Origin of the sequence: Leptolyngbya sp. GB1-A1, from assembly GCF_039962475.1 — a bacterium.
In the GTDB taxonomy this organism is placed as follows: domain Bacteria; phylum Cyanobacteriota; class Cyanobacteriia; order Elainellales; family Elainellaceae; genus Leptolyngbya_A.
Genome location: NZ_JAMPLI010000001.1, coordinates 66,607 through 82,556 on the forward strand (window position 1 = coordinate 66,607; position 15,950 = coordinate 82,556).

At 51.0% G+C, this 15,950-nt stretch carries 10 protein-coding genes; 7 read left to right on the forward strand and 3 right to left on the reverse strand.

The features are described from left to right. The first annotated feature begins 56 nt into the window (after window positions 1-56). The 3 genes from NDI45_RS00290 to NDI45_RS00300 all read left to right on the forward strand — a co-directional run bounded on the left by NDI45_RS00290 (window position 57) and on the right by NDI45_RS00300 (window position 5,942). Window positions 57-3,725, forward strand: coding sequence for an amino acid adenylation domain-containing protein (locus NDI45_RS00290; RefSeq protein WP_348245734.1), 3,669 nt, complete (start codon window positions 57-59; stop codon window positions 3,723-3,725). 186 nt (window positions 3,726-3,911) lie between these two features. Continuing rightward, the gene (locus NDI45_RS00295; protein WP_348245735.1) at window positions 3,912-4,886 is read left to right on the forward strand and encodes a PHB depolymerase family esterase; all 975 of its coding nucleotides are present in this window, start codon (window positions 3,912-3,914) and stop codon (window positions 4,884-4,886) included. 63 nt (window positions 4,887-4,949) lie between these two features. Then, window positions 4,950-5,942, forward strand: coding sequence for a glycosyltransferase family 2 protein (locus tag NDI45_RS00300; RefSeq protein ID WP_348245736.1), 993 nt, complete (start codon window positions 4,950-4,952; stop codon window positions 5,940-5,942). A 152-nt stretch (window positions 5,943-6,094) separates the two neighbouring features. On the opposite strand, the gene pruA is transcribed toward NDI45_RS00300, so the two are convergent. Then, complete coding sequence (pruA, locus tag NDI45_RS00305; RefSeq protein WP_190792074.1) at window positions 6,095-9,079, reverse strand: L-glutamate gamma-semialdehyde dehydrogenase; 2,985 nt, start codon at window positions 9,077-9,079, stop codon at window positions 6,095-6,097. A 613-nt stretch (window positions 9,080-9,692) separates the two neighbouring features. Here pruA and NDI45_RS00310 point away from each other — a divergent pair. The 3 genes from NDI45_RS00310 to dusB all read left to right on the forward strand — a co-directional run bounded on the left by NDI45_RS00310 (window position 9,693) and on the right by dusB (window position 12,663). After that, the gene (locus NDI45_RS00310) at window positions 9,693-10,181 is read left to right on the forward strand and encodes a DUF4112 domain-containing protein (protein WP_190792075.1); all 489 of its coding nucleotides are present in this window, start codon (window positions 9,693-9,695) and stop codon (window positions 10,179-10,181) included. Between the two features lie 127 nt (window positions 10,182-10,308). Then, window positions 10,309-11,424 carry a hypothetical protein gene (locus NDI45_RS00315; protein ID WP_242067341.1) on the forward strand — a complete coding sequence of 372 codons (1,116 nt, stop codon included), beginning with the start codon at window positions 10,309-10,311 and terminating at the stop codon, window positions 11,422-11,424. A gap of 168 nt (window positions 11,425-11,592) precedes the next feature. Then, entirely contained in the window at window positions 11,593-12,663 is a 1,071-nt protein-coding gene (gene dusB, locus NDI45_RS00320) for a tRNA dihydrouridine synthase DusB (protein WP_348245737.1), read from the forward strand. Window positions 12,664-12,696: 33 nt separating this feature from the next. Here the strand turns inward: dusB and NDI45_RS00325 are convergent, their stop codons facing one another. Continuing rightward, window positions 12,697-13,329: a DUF1361 domain-containing protein gene (locus tag NDI45_RS00325; RefSeq protein ID WP_348245969.1), complete on the reverse strand. Its 633-nt coding sequence runs from the start codon at window positions 13,327-13,329 to the stop codon at window positions 12,697-12,699. Window positions 13,330-13,661: 332 nt separating this feature from the next. Beyond that, on the reverse strand, window positions 13,662-14,633 hold the full coding sequence (locus NDI45_RS00330; protein ID WP_348245738.1) for a GDSL-type esterase/lipase family protein: 972 nt from the start codon (window positions 14,631-14,633) through the stop codon (window positions 13,662-13,664). Window positions 14,634-15,312: 679 nt separating this feature from the next. Between NDI45_RS00330 and NDI45_RS00335 the strand changes: the two genes are divergently transcribed. Further along, window positions 15,313-15,558 (forward strand): hypothetical protein, encoded by a 246-nt coding sequence (locus NDI45_RS00335; RefSeq protein WP_190792078.1) that lies wholly within the window; start codon window positions 15,313-15,315, stop codon window positions 15,556-15,558. Window positions 15,559-15,950: the final 392 nt, after the last annotated feature.

Genomic DNA, 15,950 nt, shown 5'->3' on the forward strand with positions numbered 1-15,950 from the left:
TTACATCTACGTCAGTTTCATTTATTCCCTGTGATTTAAGCTACAAATAAGGATTTATGAGCAGTAATCGCCTCGACGAGACATTGGCAACGCCTGCACCGGATTCAGAAACTGTAATGGGCTTGGAAGCACAAAATTGCTCTCCGACGGCAACTGCTCAAGGCACATCGATCGCCTCTTCATCCACTCACCCGCATGACCACGGACTGAGCAACGAGGAAGTATCAATTTTGCAACTGCCCAGCGATTTTGCAAAAACTCCGGCTACTTGTTATCAACCGGGATACCATTCCTTTGTCTTCTCTGAGGATTGGAATCGATCGCCAATTAGCGAGAATCAAACAGAGCCGATCGATGAGAAATCGCTTATTCTGACTGCGTTCAAAGTACTGCTTGCTCGCTACACCCAGCAAGAAACGATCGCGGTGGGCGTCAATTTGGTTGATATCCATGCAGATGCGATTCACATCAAAGCCAGCTCTCAAACTTGCAGTCAAATCGTGATCGAGCAATCGGCTCAGACGCTGATGCAGCAGAGTTCTGCAATCCTTGAACAAGATGCTGCGGCAGGGCAGACAGGTTTAGCACGATCGCAGTGCCCGGTTGCCCTTACCTTTTTAAGCGGCGATTGTCCGTTTGAGACGCCTGACCACGGCATAACCTGGCTCCAGAACCACAGTCACGAATTCGATGATGATGCAGATCTGCACTTGGTCGTCGTGCCATCAGAGCAGGGTGCAGCAGGCATTTGGCTCTATAACGCGAACTTGTTTTCGCCGGAAACCGTGCAGCGTCTGTGCGGTCACTTTCAGACCGTCCTGACTGGAATTCAACAATCGCCCGCCTGCTCCATCTCACAGCTTCCCTTGCTGACCGCTGCCGAACAGCATCAGCTCTTAGTAGAATGGCGTGGCGCAACGGCTGATTATCCGCAGGTTCCCGTGTATCGGACGATCGAGTCTTTTGCACAGGAAACACCTGAGGCGATCGCGCTGCGTTTTCAGGATCAATCGCTTACTTATGCCGCTCTGAACGAACGTGCAAATCAGCTTGCCCATTATCTCAATCATTTAGGCGTGGCTGCGGGCGATCGCGTTGCGGTTTTCATTCAGCCCTGTTTAGAGATTGGCACTGCTTTACTGGGAATTTTCAAAGCGGGCGGAGTTTATGTTCCCCTCGACCCGACCCATCCAGCAGAACGGCTTGCAGTCATTCTCGAAGATACGCAGGCGAAAGTAATTCTGACTCAATCCAGCCTGTTGCCTCATCTACCAGAATCGACAGCTCATGTGATTTGTTTTGACCAAAGTGAGGAAACAATTCGCGCTTCTCCGGCACACCCTCTTCAGAACGGGGTTGACCTGGATCAGACCGCGTATATTATTTACACCTCCGGCACGACTGGAAAACCCAAAGGTGTCATGGCAAGTCACCGGAATTTAATCAACTACATTCTGGCAACTCAAGAAAAACTTGGATTTAATCAGCAGGATGTTATCCCTGCGATCGCCCGTTTTACGTTTAGTATTTCTTTGTTTGAACTGCTCTCGCCGCTCGTTGCAGGCGGAACGCTGGTTGTTTTAGAACGGGAACATATTTTAGATTTTCCCCGGCTCGCTGAAACGTTGGAACAATTAACAATGCTGCATACGGTTCCGAGCCTAATGCGGAGACTGGTGAATTACATCCAGGAACAAGGACTAGACATCCAAAAATTTCACAAAGTAAAACATGTATTTACAGGCGGCGATATTGTTCCTGCTGATTTGCTAGAAGACTTAAAAAAAGCTTTTGCCAATGCCAGCGTCGGCGTTTTGTATGGCTGTAGTGAAGTGAGTTCTCTCTGCGCCACATTTCCTGTACCCCGTGATCAAACGATCGCGAAAAGTCGGGTGGGTAAACCGTTTAACAATGTTGTGATTCGTCTTTATGATGCTCAGCAGAACTTAGTGCCGATCGGCGTTCCCGGTGAAATTTATGTCGGGGGTGCAGGCGTCACGCAGGGTTATTTAAATCGCGCAGAATTAACTCAGGAGAAGTTTGTCGCGATCGATGGACACAAGTTTTATCGAACGGGCGATCTAGGACGCTTTGGAGCCGATGGCAATCTGGAATTTCTGGGTCGAGCAGATTTTCAAATCAAACTGCGCGGAATTCGGATTGAACTGGGCGATATTGAGTCGATGCTGCGTCGATTACCCGGTGTCAAGGATGGCGTGGTTGCTGCTCATGATTTGGGCAGTGGGGAAAAGAGCCTGGTTGCCTACATCGTGCTAGATGCAGGTTTAGTCGGGGATCAGCCTCAGACTGCCGTGATTGGCGAAATCCGGGAATTCCTGGCGACCCAACTGCCCGGCTATATGCTGCCTGCCGCCTACATTGTGCTTGAGGCGATGCCCCTGAATGCGAATCAGAAAGTCGATCGCCGCGCGTTACCTTTGCCCTCACCAGAAAATCTAGCAGGTTCTCGTCCCTTTCTTGCCCCGCGCAATGCGGTAGAACAACAGCTTGCAGATTTATGGCAGGCAACGCTGGGAATTCAACGCATCAGCGTTCAAGACAATTTCTTTGAACTCGGTGGAGATTCGCTGCTGGCGGTTGCCCTGGTGACTCAAATTGAAGCCAAACTGGGTAAAAAGCTTCCCGTGAGTGCCTTTGTGACGGCTCCGACGATCGCTCAACTGGCAGCCTCGTTGAGTTCTACCCAAGAGCTGGAAATTCAAAACTCCCTGGTGCTGCTGCGGGAAGGTGGATCTGAGCCGCCCATCTTCTTTATTCATGATGGAGATGGAGAAATTCTGCTCTATCGCAACCTGGCTCATTGCCTCAAACCAGGGCATCCGGTGTATGGCATTCAGCCCTACAGCAGCAAAGGGCATTCGGTTCTGCACACCCGCTTTACGGATATGGCAGCCTACTACGTGAAGCAGATTCGAGCAATTCAGCCGGAGGGTCCGTATTTTCTCAATGGCTTATGCGTTGGCGGAATTTTAGCGTTTGAAATGGCGTTGCAGTTGCAGCAGCAGGGACAAACGATCGGCATGGTGGGACTAATCGATGCAGCCGATGTCGCCGCAGCAAAGCGATCGGGGGTTATTGCCAGTCGGCGGCTCAACAGTTTGTCTCAATCATTTGGCAAGCATCAACACCTGGATCGAAAGCAACGTCTGCTTCGGGGAATGCTTGCGCTGGCAAAGAAGAGCCGCAATGTGCTTGCCTACGAAGTCGAATCTAGAATTAATCAAACCAGCAACACCTTAAAGGTCAAACTGCTCAGGCATTGTCTCGATCGCGGCATGAAATTACCCGAATGTTTGCAGCCGCTTTCGCCACGAACCGTGTTTCAATTTGCTGGAAAAGATTACATTCCCCAGAAGCAATATCAGGGCGAAGTCTTGCTCTTCCGGGCGACCCAAAAAAGCGATGCGTTTGCAGGCACGTTGATCGATGACACGCCCTATTCCGAGTTGTTTAGCGATCCGCTCTTGGGTTGGGAACAGCGCGTGACAAATGGAGTAAAGGCGTATGATATTCCCGGCGGGCATTCCAGCATGCTGCAACAGCCTAATGTGCAGGTTATGGCAGAAACAATGCAGGCATATATTGATGCAGCCATTAATGCAGCGATCGCCCATCCGTCTCATCAACTTGTAAAAGAGCAATCTGAAGACGCTTCAGAGAATGCGATCGGAGAAGGAGAAATAGAATATTCCCTTGCATCTTAGAGAATCTGGGGCAAAGCAGCAAATCCGAGCAGGCAGTTCGGGTCGCCCCATTCACACTCGTCTCATTCACACTCGCCCCATTCGCACTTGCCCCATTCGCACTGTTCAAACCTCCTCTAATGCAGCTCAATTCCCGTTTATAGATTGACTTTCAAGCTGACTTACAAACATTCGTCTCTTGATCCCATGAAAGAAAAAAGAAAATTGGTGCATTTAAGCGTTGCCGTCGTGCTTGGAGCCTGTTTATTGCTTTCGGCTAGAGCTGCTCGTAAAGCACTGTGGCACTATCAGGCCTCTCAGCCCCGAAAAGATGCTGACGCTGCTCTCCAGGTGGGCGACTCGAAACGGCTTTATGACTTGCACGTTTCATCTGCCTACACAGGGGAAAAGCCAACCCCACTTGTGCTTGCCTTTCACGGGGCTGCAGGGGATGGTCAGGCAATGGAACAAGTCACAGGACTAAATCAGATTGCCGATCAAGAAGGGTTCATTGTGGCGTATCCTGATGCTCTGCCACCTCGAAAACACTGGGACGCCCGGCGCGGAAGTGGTCCCGATACCTCGAATGATGTGGGTTTTATTGCAGCCCTGATTGATGAGCTGAGCCAGCGATATACCGTCGATCGCAGCCGGATTTATATCGTGGGTCTTTCTAATGGGGGAATGTTTGCCCAGCGATTAGCCTGTGAGTTGAGCGATCGAGTGACGGCGATCGCCGCCGTAGCATCCGCGATGCCAACCAATCTATCAACCACCTGCAACCCCACAAAACCCATTTCGGTACTGCTTATTAACGGCACTCAGGACGATCTGATTCCCCCGGTTGAGCCGGGAAAGGCACTGCTCTCCTTGCCGGATACGGTGAAGTTTTGGAAGGCACATAATCGCTGTTCTGCCGAAGCGGTGCGGAAATCGCTGCCCCAAAATCCTCATCTAGAGCTTGAGACCTATGAGCAGTGTGCCAATCAAACCCGGGTCGTGCTTTCCACGATCGAGGGAGGCACCCACGGATGGGGCGATGATCCGATCTCTGGTGGAGACAATCTGGTTAAGCCGGGTCAGGAGATGAATGAGAGTGCTTTTATCTGGAGTTTTCTCAGCCCGCAGTCGAGCGAAGTACAAACCTCATCTCAGCCACAGCAATCGACAACCAACAACTGATGTAAATGCCGAGATTGTGTCTACCGATTGATTTTAATTGTGTCTCCTGAATCCCAAATTACTATGGAAACCCTTGTTCATTCCACTGCTTCCTGCTCCTTACTCGTCGTCATCGTGAATTATCGCACCGCCCGATTAACGGTTGACTGTTTGCAGTCGCTCGAAAGCGAAGTGCGATCGCTGCCGGGTACTCAAGTCGTGGTCGTGGACAATGACTCCGGAGATTATTCGGTCGAAGCGATTCAGTCTGCGATTGATCAGCATGGCTGGCAAGCATGGGCAACTGTTCTTGCCTCTAAGCACAACGGTGGCTTTTCCTACGGCAACAATCTGGCAATCCGTCCCGCGCTGCAATCTCCCAATCCGCCCCTTTATTACCTGCTGCTCAACCCTGATACTCAAGTGCGTCCGGGTGCTTTGAGGGCACTGGTCGATTTTATGGAACAGCATCCCACCGTGGGAATTACGGGGAGCAGCTTTGAAGATCGGGAAGGAAAACCCTGGGCGACGACGTTTCGATTTCCCTCGATCTGGAGTGAACTGGATAGCGGACTGCGCCTCGGCATTGTCTCCAAGCTGCTCTCAAAGTGGGTCATCGCCCGACCCATGACCGAAGAGGCTGAAGAAGTAGATTGGCTTCCCGGTGCGAGCATGATGATTCGGCGGCAGGTGTTTGAGTCGATCGGCTTGATGGATGAGGACTATTTCCTCTACTACGAAGAAACAGATTTCTGTCTCCAGGCAAAACGGGCAGGCTGGCCGTGCTGGTACGTTCCCCAAAGCAGGGTCATGCACATCGCAGGTCAAAGCACCGGAGTGACTGTTCAGGATACAATTCCCAAGCGATTACCCCAATACGTCTTTAATTCGCGCCGACGATACTTTGTGAAAAATCATGGCTGGCTCTATGGGGCGATCGCGGACTTAGCCTGGTCAATCGGCTACAGCCTGTGGAGCGTTCGTCGAGTCATTCAACGCAAACCTAATACCGATCCGCCCTACCTATTTCTAGATTCCCTACGGAACAGCGTATTTCTCAAGTTTAGGAGCAATTAAGTCAGGATTTTTCAAGCCGTTCCGGAGAAGAGGGAGAAAGCGATAAAAACATCTTTGATCCATCGCAAAAAACGATCGCCCCTTCTTCACAGAAAAAGAGCGACCGCCTCACTTAACCATTCACTTAACCATCTACTCAACCATCAGCAAATCTATTGTTCTGCACCTTCAATCGGGGCAAATCCCTGACGCTGGATGTTTTCGCTGATGTGGCGGGGTTCGAGGAATTGCAGCAGGTAATCAGGTCCGCCTGCCTTGGAGCCAACGCCGGAGAGTTTGAAGCCACCGAAGGGTTGACGGGCAACGATCGCGCCTGTAATGTGGCGGTTGATATAGAGGTTGCCTACCTCGAAATCGGCTTCGGCTTTAGCGATGTGGGACGGGGTGCGGGAGTATAAGCCGCCCGTGAGCGCAAAGTTTGTGCCATTTGCAATCTCGATCGCCTGATCGAAATTTTGCGCCTTCATCACGGCCAGAACGGGACCGAAGATTTCTTCCTGAGCGATCGTCCCGGTGGGCGAAACGTCTGTAAAGATAACGGGTCCGACAAAGTAGCCCGATTCAGGGGAGGGCAGCTCAAGCGCGAGAGTGGCTTCCTGTTTGCCTTGCTCGATGTATTCGCGGATGCGTTTTTGTGCCGAGGCATCAATCACGGGTCCGACTTGCGTGCTGGGAGATTCGGCTACGCCCACATTGAGCGATCGCGTAGCTTCGATCAGACGATTCACAAAGGTTTCGTAGATTGGCTCTAGCACAATTACTCGCGAACAGGCAGAGCATTTCTGACCGCTGTAGCCAAAGGCAGAATAAACCACGCCTGCCACTGCCTGATCCAGATCGGCACTTTCGTCTACGATGACGGCATTTTTGCCGCCCATCTCGGCAATGACGCGCTTCAGATGTTTTTGTCCCGGCTGAAGCTCTGCCGCTTCCCGGTAAATGCGACAGCCGACTTCCTGCGATCCGGTGAAGGTGATCATGTGAACGTCAGGATGCTTCACCATGTAGGAACCCACGGTCGAACCCTTGCAGGGCAGGTATTGAAACACACCTTTGGGCATTCCCGCCTCGACGAGAATATCCGCTAGTTTTGCCGCAATCACCGACGACACTTCCGCAGGCTTCAGGATCGTGCAGTTACCCGCTACCAGGGAAGCCACAGTCATTCCGGTCGGAATCGCGAGGGGGAAGTTCCAGGGGGAAATGATCAGCGAAATGCCACGCGGCTGGTAGTGATAGCGGTTCGTTTCGCCCACCACGTCATAATTGACGCCCCGATCGAGTCGTTCCATTTCATCTGAGTAGAAGCGGCAGAAGTCGATCGCCTCCGAAATCTCTGGATCTGCCTGACCTAGGGGCTTTCCGGTTTCTAGCACCATCCAGCCTGCGAGTTCTGCCCGTCGCTGCTCCATCAGATCGGCTGCTTTCCGCAGGATGTTGGCGCGTTGCCTTGCCGGGGTTTTCTTCCATGCCGGGAATGCGGCTTTGGCTGCCTGGATTGCTTGCTCTGCCTGCTCAGTGCTGGCGAGTCCCACCTGTCCAACGATTTCGTCGGGGTTCGAGGGATTGAGCGAGTTAAAGCTTTCCAGGGTGTTGACGCGATCGCCATTCACCAACGGTAAATAACTCTTGCCTAACTGCTGCCGTACTGATTGAACCGCATCGAGTGCCTGATCACGTTTTGCGACGATTGCATAGTCCGTATCGGGGGCATTGTGAAACTTGCCGTTTTGAATCGCTGCTCCATTTTCCTCAACCAATATTGGGGGCGCCAGCAGTTCTTCAACCGGACGTTCTTCCAGGTTTTGCCGCAGAAATGACGTATTTGCAGTATTTTCTAGCAGACGACGGATAAGATACGCCATGCCGGGAATCAGTTCGCCGTAGGGACAGTAAACCCGCACCCGAAAACCCTGATCTACTAAAGCTTTCCCTAGCTTGTCTGCCATGCCGTACAGCACTTGTAGTTCGACCCGCTTGCGAGGAATGTTCAGCTCGCGGGCAATCGCCATTGCATAAGCCTGGGACCGCACGTTATGAGAGCCGATCGCCGCATTCAGATATTCGTGACTCTCCAGCAGAATGCGCGTTAGCTTTTCAAAATTAGCGTCGGTCGAAATCTTGTGCGAGAACACAGGAACGTCCCATTCGTGCTGGTTTGCCTTGATCGTTTCCTGATCCCAGTACGCGCCTTTCACCAGACGAATCGAGATCGGGTTACCGCGCTGTTTTGCCCATTCGACCCAACCGCGCAAATCTGCCTCGGTATCGCGCAAATAGGCCTGAAGCGTCACGCCGATATTAGAGCGATCGCGGAATTCTGGCTCCATCAAAAGCTGCTTCAAAATGGCGATCGTGATGTCTTTATACTGATACTGCTCCATATCGAAGTGAACCGACGCCCCCAGTTCTCCGGCGCGGCGCAGCAGGGTTCTCACCCGTTCCGTCACTTTTGCCTGACTGCCTTTTTCGTCCAGCGGATCAAACTGAGAATAAAATGCGGTCAGCTTCACAGACACCTGCACTTTGGGCAATTCTTCCCCATCAGCGCGATCGATCTGCTCCACAGTAGACCAGCGTTTTGAGGCTTCGGTGAGCTGCTCCATCAAGTCCAGATAGCGATCGAGATAAGACTGTGCCTCGGCTTCGGTGATTACCGCTTCGCCTAGAAGATCGACCGTAAAGGTCATCTTTTCTTTCCGCAACTGTTCGATCGTCTTAATCACCTGCTTGATCGTTTCGCCAGCAATATATTTGTGCGCCAGCGTTTCTACCGCAGTGGATACCGTCGTTGCCGCCATTTGTCCGGGAAGCGAATCGGGGGCAGCAAAGCCCAGCATTCCCTTCAGCGCAGCAGGCAGTTCGACGTTTTCCTGGCCGAGATATTCCTGCATGTGACGCGCAATTTCTGCCTTACTCCGCAATGCAGGCAAGCAGTCAATAAAGCGAAAGAGCTGTACCCGCAAGCCAGGATTCTCCATCGCCCAGCCCAGCAGCTTGTCGTCCCAGCGCATTTGATCGCGGAGCTGGGCAAAGATCGATCGATTTTCACGGGTTGCCGAAAGTAGTTGCCGAGCGATCGTCTGAGTCAGAGACTCGTAGCGATTATCGGTTCCCTGAGAAGCTTGTAAAACCACAATATGAACCCCCTTCACAGTACACAGGATTCAGCAGAGCCAGAACGGGGGCATCCAAACCCTGTATCTCCTATTCTCAGGGCTTAAGGGTTAATTGGCATGGTAGAGCGGCTGGGAGTCAGGGAATCTCCAAAGTTTGTCGTAAATCTTAATATCTTGTACGAGGTTTAGCCTTTGCATAACATTTTTCTAAATCTATTTATGACTTAGTTTGCTAGGTCGCTACTGCGCTGCGTTCGTGTGAAGCAATTAGGCTGTGAACACTATTAAGTTCAGTTTGAGTCAAAACAAATTGACCTAAAGGGAGTCCCAGAAACCCTGGTGGAGAATTTATGCAATCAAGATGCAATCAAGATGAATTTAGTTTGTTTGACATTGCCGATTAAGCACCGGAATTGGACTTAGCAGGTGATATTGCACCACTGCTCACACGCTTCATTAAACTAGAGACGAAAAAGATTGCTCAAGCGAATGATGGGGTTAAACCCTGCTCAAACCATTTCTCAAAATTATTAGCAATACCATCTTCCTACGCTAAAATCTGCCCTATAGCAGTCGCGCAAATTCTAAAGAATTTAGTATTCTTTTCCTGATATTCTGCTAACTGCCTGCCATGCCTCCTCTTGCGTCTGCCTCCTTTGCCAATCGTTTACAGCGTCTCCGACAATTGAGCCATCTGCTCGATAGTGCGATCGGCATTCCCGGCACGAAATATCGCATTGGGCTTGATCCGATTATTGGGCTAGTTCCGGGTGGAGGCGATACGGCGGGGCTGCTGCTGTCTGCCTATATTGTGATGGAAGCGGCACGTCTGGGGGCTTCTAAGGCAGTTCTGACCCAGATGGTTTCAAATATTGTGTTGGAAACGTTAGTAGGCACGGTTCCCCTGGTGGGCGATTTCTTTGACGCGACCTGGAAATCGAACGTTCGCAATATCCGCCTGCTCGAAGACCACCTTCAGATCGTGCCGCCCGGTCGTCGATCACAAAATCGGGGGTTTGCCCTGCTGCTGTTGCTGGGGCTCCTGCTGATTTTTATCGCCTGCCTGACCGTTTCGGTGCTGGTGCTGCGTCAGGTTTTCATCTGGCTGGGGATTGGCTAAAAGGAGGTTAACTATCCTTACCGTCCATCGAGCAAAATTAAATTTTCTAACGCTAGATATAGAGATCTAACTACTTGACCGTCCGCCGAGGTGTGTCATAATACTTCGGCTGCGATCGACTTAATTTATGGTTCAAGTACTTCCTTCGTTTGACTCGACCGACGAGCCGACCTTTTCTCCAGTCCATTCGCGTTTGCCCGAAGCAATTGATGGACTCGATCTCAACTTTCAGCTTCCCGATCCAGAGGACGATCGCGTTTCGGAAGCTGAGTTTCAGAAGCAGATTGATGCCGCCTGGTTAGTGTGCGATCGGTTTGACCTGCAAACGGAGATCTGGCGGGGGCGAATTTTGCGAGCGGTACGCAATCGGGAAAAACGCAGCGGCGATGGTCGGGGCGCAGGTTTCCTTTACTGGCTGAAGGAGCGCGATATTAGCAAGACTCAGGCGTATTCCCTGATCGAGCTAGCAAACAGTGCTGACACGCTGCTAGAAGAAGGAATGCTGGAACCAGAAGACGTGAACCAGTTCAGCAAACGGGCGTTTTTAGAAACTGCTCAGGCAGCTCCCGAAGTGCAGCAAATGGTCAGCGATGCCGCTCGTAAAGGCGATCGAATTACCCGCCGAGAAGTGCGCCAGCTCTCTGACGAATGGACGGCAATCACCTCCGATCTGCTGCCCGAAACGGTGAAGGAAAAAGCGGCAGATCATTCCCTGCCTACCCGCTATCTGGCTCCACTTGTGAAGGAAATGGAAAAGCTGCCCGAAGCGCATCAAACCGTTCTTAAAAGCGAAATTGCCGAAAATCCAGACGTGGACACGGTGAAGCAAGTCACCTCCGAAGCCCGCTATCTGGCAAAATATCTCAGTGCAGCTGTTCAGGTGCAGGCACTCAACCAGAACTCCCTTGATCTGGAAACCGCGCTGGAAGAAGCCCTGCGAATCGGATGCCTCAACAGCACTGCCGATTTAGTCAACCACGCCGCCCAGCTCGAACAAACGATCGCCAAACTCTATACCACCTGGAAACGACTGAACACCCTGGCTGAACGAGTCTACCTCGATAGCGGCTCCAGCACGCCCCAGCTTCGATCGCTCCTCAATCACCTGAGTTCCCTCACGAGTGAAGTCCTAGAAATCAGCCTGGGTGACCCGGAGAGTACCTTTTCACGAACGATTCGCTTGCGGATTTTACCCGAAGAATCGGGGGATGCCATGGAGATTAATTCCTTTGATTTGAATTAGGGGTGTGGGAAGTGATGCCGCTCACAGTCCTAGATCAGGCCTAGATCGGGCGGCACAAGCCAATTGCACTTTCTGAAATCGAGACCCTAACGATTGCTGGGAACCCAAGTAGCCCACCCATCCACCCTCCCAGCGATACAATCAGAAAGACCCAATTCTCCTAGAACCATGCTCACGCTCTCTCCCAGTCTTCAAGCAAGGCTCTCCACTCCGCTCAAGATTGGCAGCTTCGAGGTGAAGAGTCGGGTACTGCAATCGCCCCTTTCGGGTGTGACCGATCTAGTATTTCGGCGGCTGGTGCGTCGCTATGCGCCGGATTCGATGATGTACACCGAAATGGTAAACGCGACGGGACTGCACTACGTCAAGCAGTTGCCAAAGATTATGGAAATTGATCCAGAGGAGCGACCGATCAGCATTCAGCTTTTTGACTGTCGCCCGGATTTTCTGGCAGAAGCAGCGCAAAAAGCGGTCGATGAGGGAGCGGATACTGTCGATATCAACATGGGCTGTCCGGTGAACAAAATCACCAAAAACGGGGGCGGTTCTTCGCTACTGCGGCAGCCAGAGTTGGCAGGGGAGATTGTGCGATCGGTCGTCAAAGCAGTCAACGTCCCTGTAACCGTCAAAACGCGGATCGGCTGGAGCGAAAGCGAAATTAATGCCGTGGAGTTTGCTCAGCGAATGCAGGACGCAGGCGCACAAATGCTGACGCTGCATGGTCGGACTCGCGCTCAGGGCTACAACGGTTCGGCGCGCTGGGAATGGATCGCGAAAGTGAAAGGGGCGCTGTCTATTCCGGTGATTGCCAACGGAGACATTTTTTCCGTGGAAGCGGCAATTCGCTGTCTGGAAATGACGGGTGCAGATGGAGTAATGTGTTCGCGTGGAACGCTGGGCTATCCTTTTCTAGTGGGCGAAGTGGATTATTTCCTTAAAACTGGGGAACTGCGTCAGCCTCCGACTCCGATCGAGCGGCTTCAGTGCGCCAGAGATCATCTGCAAATGCTGTGGGAATACAAGGGCGATCGCGGTATTCGTCAGGCACGGAAACACATGACCTGGTACGCCAAGGGCTTTCCCGATGCGGCAGATTTGCGCGGCAAGCTAGCAGTGATGGAAACGCTGGAGCAGGGATTGACGCTTATCGATCAGGCGATCGATCGGCTAGCCAGCTTGTCCAGTTGGGAGGTGGAACTCGAGTCGGAAACCGAACTGGTTGCGATCGGCAACGGCTAGACCCTGCTTGAGCGCAGTTACTACAAAACAACTTTAGATCAGGACATCTTTGCCATCACGGGCATAGCGAATCCGTAAATAGAGTCCCAGGGTGATCTGCTTCATGACCCAGTAGAAGATGGTCAATACAACAAACGTGACTACGATGACGGCGATCGGTTGTTTGGAGGTCAAGTCGTTCAGCGTAGATCTCACCACATCGGTTGGGGCGACTGCCAGATCCCAGCTATTAAACCGACGAAATCGACCCAGATAAACGCCGACCGCTGAGAGGAGATGTACCAGCAGTTCTGTCCTTAGTACCCACTGCCTCGCTCCCTGGCGTTTAAGATAGCGTCCCGCATTGAGCAGCGAAATCACGTATGCCTCGAACCCTGCCAGCATTGCGCCAACATGAAGCGGAATGAGTACTAGCGCAATTACCCAGCCGGAAAGCCCTGCACGAGTGCCCCGAATCAGGTGAATGATATCAGTCAGCATATAAGGGGCGTTTGGCAGGAACGCAATAAACACCGCAAGCAGCACCCACCACCACACCGGACGCACCCGGCTTTGCCGCTTGAATAAAACAAAGCTCAGAACAAGCGGAATAAACGCCAGGAATGAATTCCAGACAATCCAACCACTATAGACATCAGAAACAGCTCTATTAATTTCAAACAGCATAAACAATAATCGATCGGACATCGCAATGTAGCTGACTTTATTTCCAACCAAGATAGCCCAATTCTCCGCCATCAATGGCACTCTTCATTGAAGCTTATGCTCTAACAGGTATCCTTTTCTAAAACTTCAACTTTACGCTATCAAGCTGCCTTGATTAATGCGTTACACGCTGAGCCGTTCAATTTTCCTAGTTTTGATAGGATACGTTAAGATTACCGATTCGCGTAAAGACGCTTAAACCCAGACGGCAAATTTATCTTGGAATTGGAGAACTGGAAAACTGAGGGACTGGAGAACTAGGGGCGGCTTTGAGAACAAAATGAACAAAATGTTCAGCGCAGCATACTCATTGCCAACTGCCAGACCTCATATCCTCGGCGGCTAAGATGTAGCCCATCGGTGGTGAGTTCGCGGCGCAGGATACCATCTGTTCCGGCAAAGTGGGTTTGCAGATCATAGAAGCTCGCGCCTTCCTGACGGCTGATTGCGGCAAGGCTGGCATTAATCCGCCGAATTCGATCGCTGGGCAGGGCAGGCAGACGGGTCGGCAGAATCGAATAAACTACGATTCCCGCATTAGGATGAGCTTGCCGTAGGCGTTCGATCATAAGTCTTAAATTACTCAACACAGTTTGATCGCTTGCCCCGCGTCGCAGATCGTTAATACCTGCCATTACATAAATTCGGTCAGGACGGGTTTGATTAAAGCTGGAGATCCGGCGCAGCATTCCCGCTGTGGTGTCTCCCGAAATGCCCTGGTTGAGCCAGAAGCGATCGCTAGGCAGACGATCGGTTGGAAACCAAAGAAACAGGGAATCGCCAAACAAAATCGTCAGCCGATTGGAACCCTGACTGCGTGCCATTACCTGAGCCTCTTGCCGCAGCAGCCTGATCCATTCTTCATAGGTTGGCTGTCGCACCGCGTTTTGCCAAGCCCTCTGAAAGCTGTTCACCGGAAAGCGAGGATACAGACGACCCACCTGCAGAGCCGCAATTCGCTGGTGGAAAAGCTGGCTTCCAGAACTGGGGCGGATGCTGGTGCTAACACTTGACGCGATGCCAACGACAGGTGAAGCCGGGCTAAACTCAGGTCGCTGCGAAACCAGCCTGACCCCAGAAGGTGCGCGCTCGACCTGCGTCATTGTAGTTTGAAGCGTAATCTTCCCCTGGGTTCGGCAGAAGTCAGCATAACTGGAAGCATCCGATTGGGGAGAATCTAAAGAAGTGGGAGGCAGGGCTAACTGCCAGCCGGGAGATTGACCTTGAGCAACCAAACTGGCTGCAAGTAGACACAACTGACTCATCTCGCCAAACTCCTTAAACTCCTTCACGGTGCAGTCACAAACAGGGAAAACCGATTCTCATAGTTCTTCTTTCACAAAGAAATTTGGCTGCTTCAGGAAAATTCGAGAGAAAATTCGCGGTTGCTTTTTTGCCTGATTCAGGTATTTGCTGTAGCGATGATAATTCGTGCGATCGAGTTCAAAAATTTCTACCGTAGGATAGAAGCAATTCTCGGTGGAGATGGGCGGGTGCGCTTTCCCCTCTAGAGTCTAATTGCGTGGTGAAGAATCGAGCAGGGAGCGTTTAACTCGTTCAGCTTTTATTCAACCTAAGTTTGATGATTCCAAAAAGGGCAGCAAGTAGAGTTGAGATGTCCCTAAGCAGCAGCTTTAGAGAGGGCAACTTGATTGAATAGAAGCAGGTTTATTGCTGAACTTTTACTTTGTTCGATCGAGCTTTTACTTCATTCCATTAGTGGCTTAGTCACCAGGTGAGCGTGAGCGGGAATCATCCGATAGATTTCAGTTGCGATCGTATCAACATCGTGTTAACGAAGGAAGTCGTAGTGGTTTCAGTAAAGAAATATTTCGTTGATTGAAATCCTATTTTATTGCTCGATTTCATTTCGATTTCATTGTCTTTTGTCACTCTAAGATTAGAGCCTATTCCAACCGTATAAAGAGAATTGTGGAGGAAAAGATGTACGTGATTCAAACCGATCGACAGGCTTGGGTTCAGGGAATTTGGCGAGGATGGCTAACGACTTGCAGTTCTCCCGCAGGAGCATTAATTTACCAAGATTTATCAAAGGCTGAAGCAGCAGCAGAGTATTACGGCAAATTCGCTCCAGACTTCAAGTTTTTTATTCGACCCCTACAGCAACAAGAGCAGTCGCGTATTGAATTGAACGACTACCGTTTCAAGTCCCTTTGCATTTGCTCTTAACTATCTAATTCACTGTCTAATTTACTACGCTGCTGCAATGATTCAGGATAAATCATATGATTTTTGATGCTCAGTTTCCCAGGGATGTGGTGTGGAATCAGCGGAAAACTGCGCTGTTAACTGCTATTTTTGGTGCTGTTCCGCTAACCTTGGGAAACAAGATTCGTCGATTAGTTTATCGTTCCCTTTTAGGACAAATTGAAGAGGGAGTAAATATTGGAACTGGGGTGCAACTAGCAGGTGCAAAAGGAATTTTTTTCGAGAAGAAATCAGCAGTCGAGAGCAACAGCCATTTAAACTGTTGGGGAAATTCCAAGAGCCGCATTATTTTACGCTCGCGATCGAGACTTGATCAAGGTGCCCATCTTCAAGCGTTGGGCGGGTGTATTGAA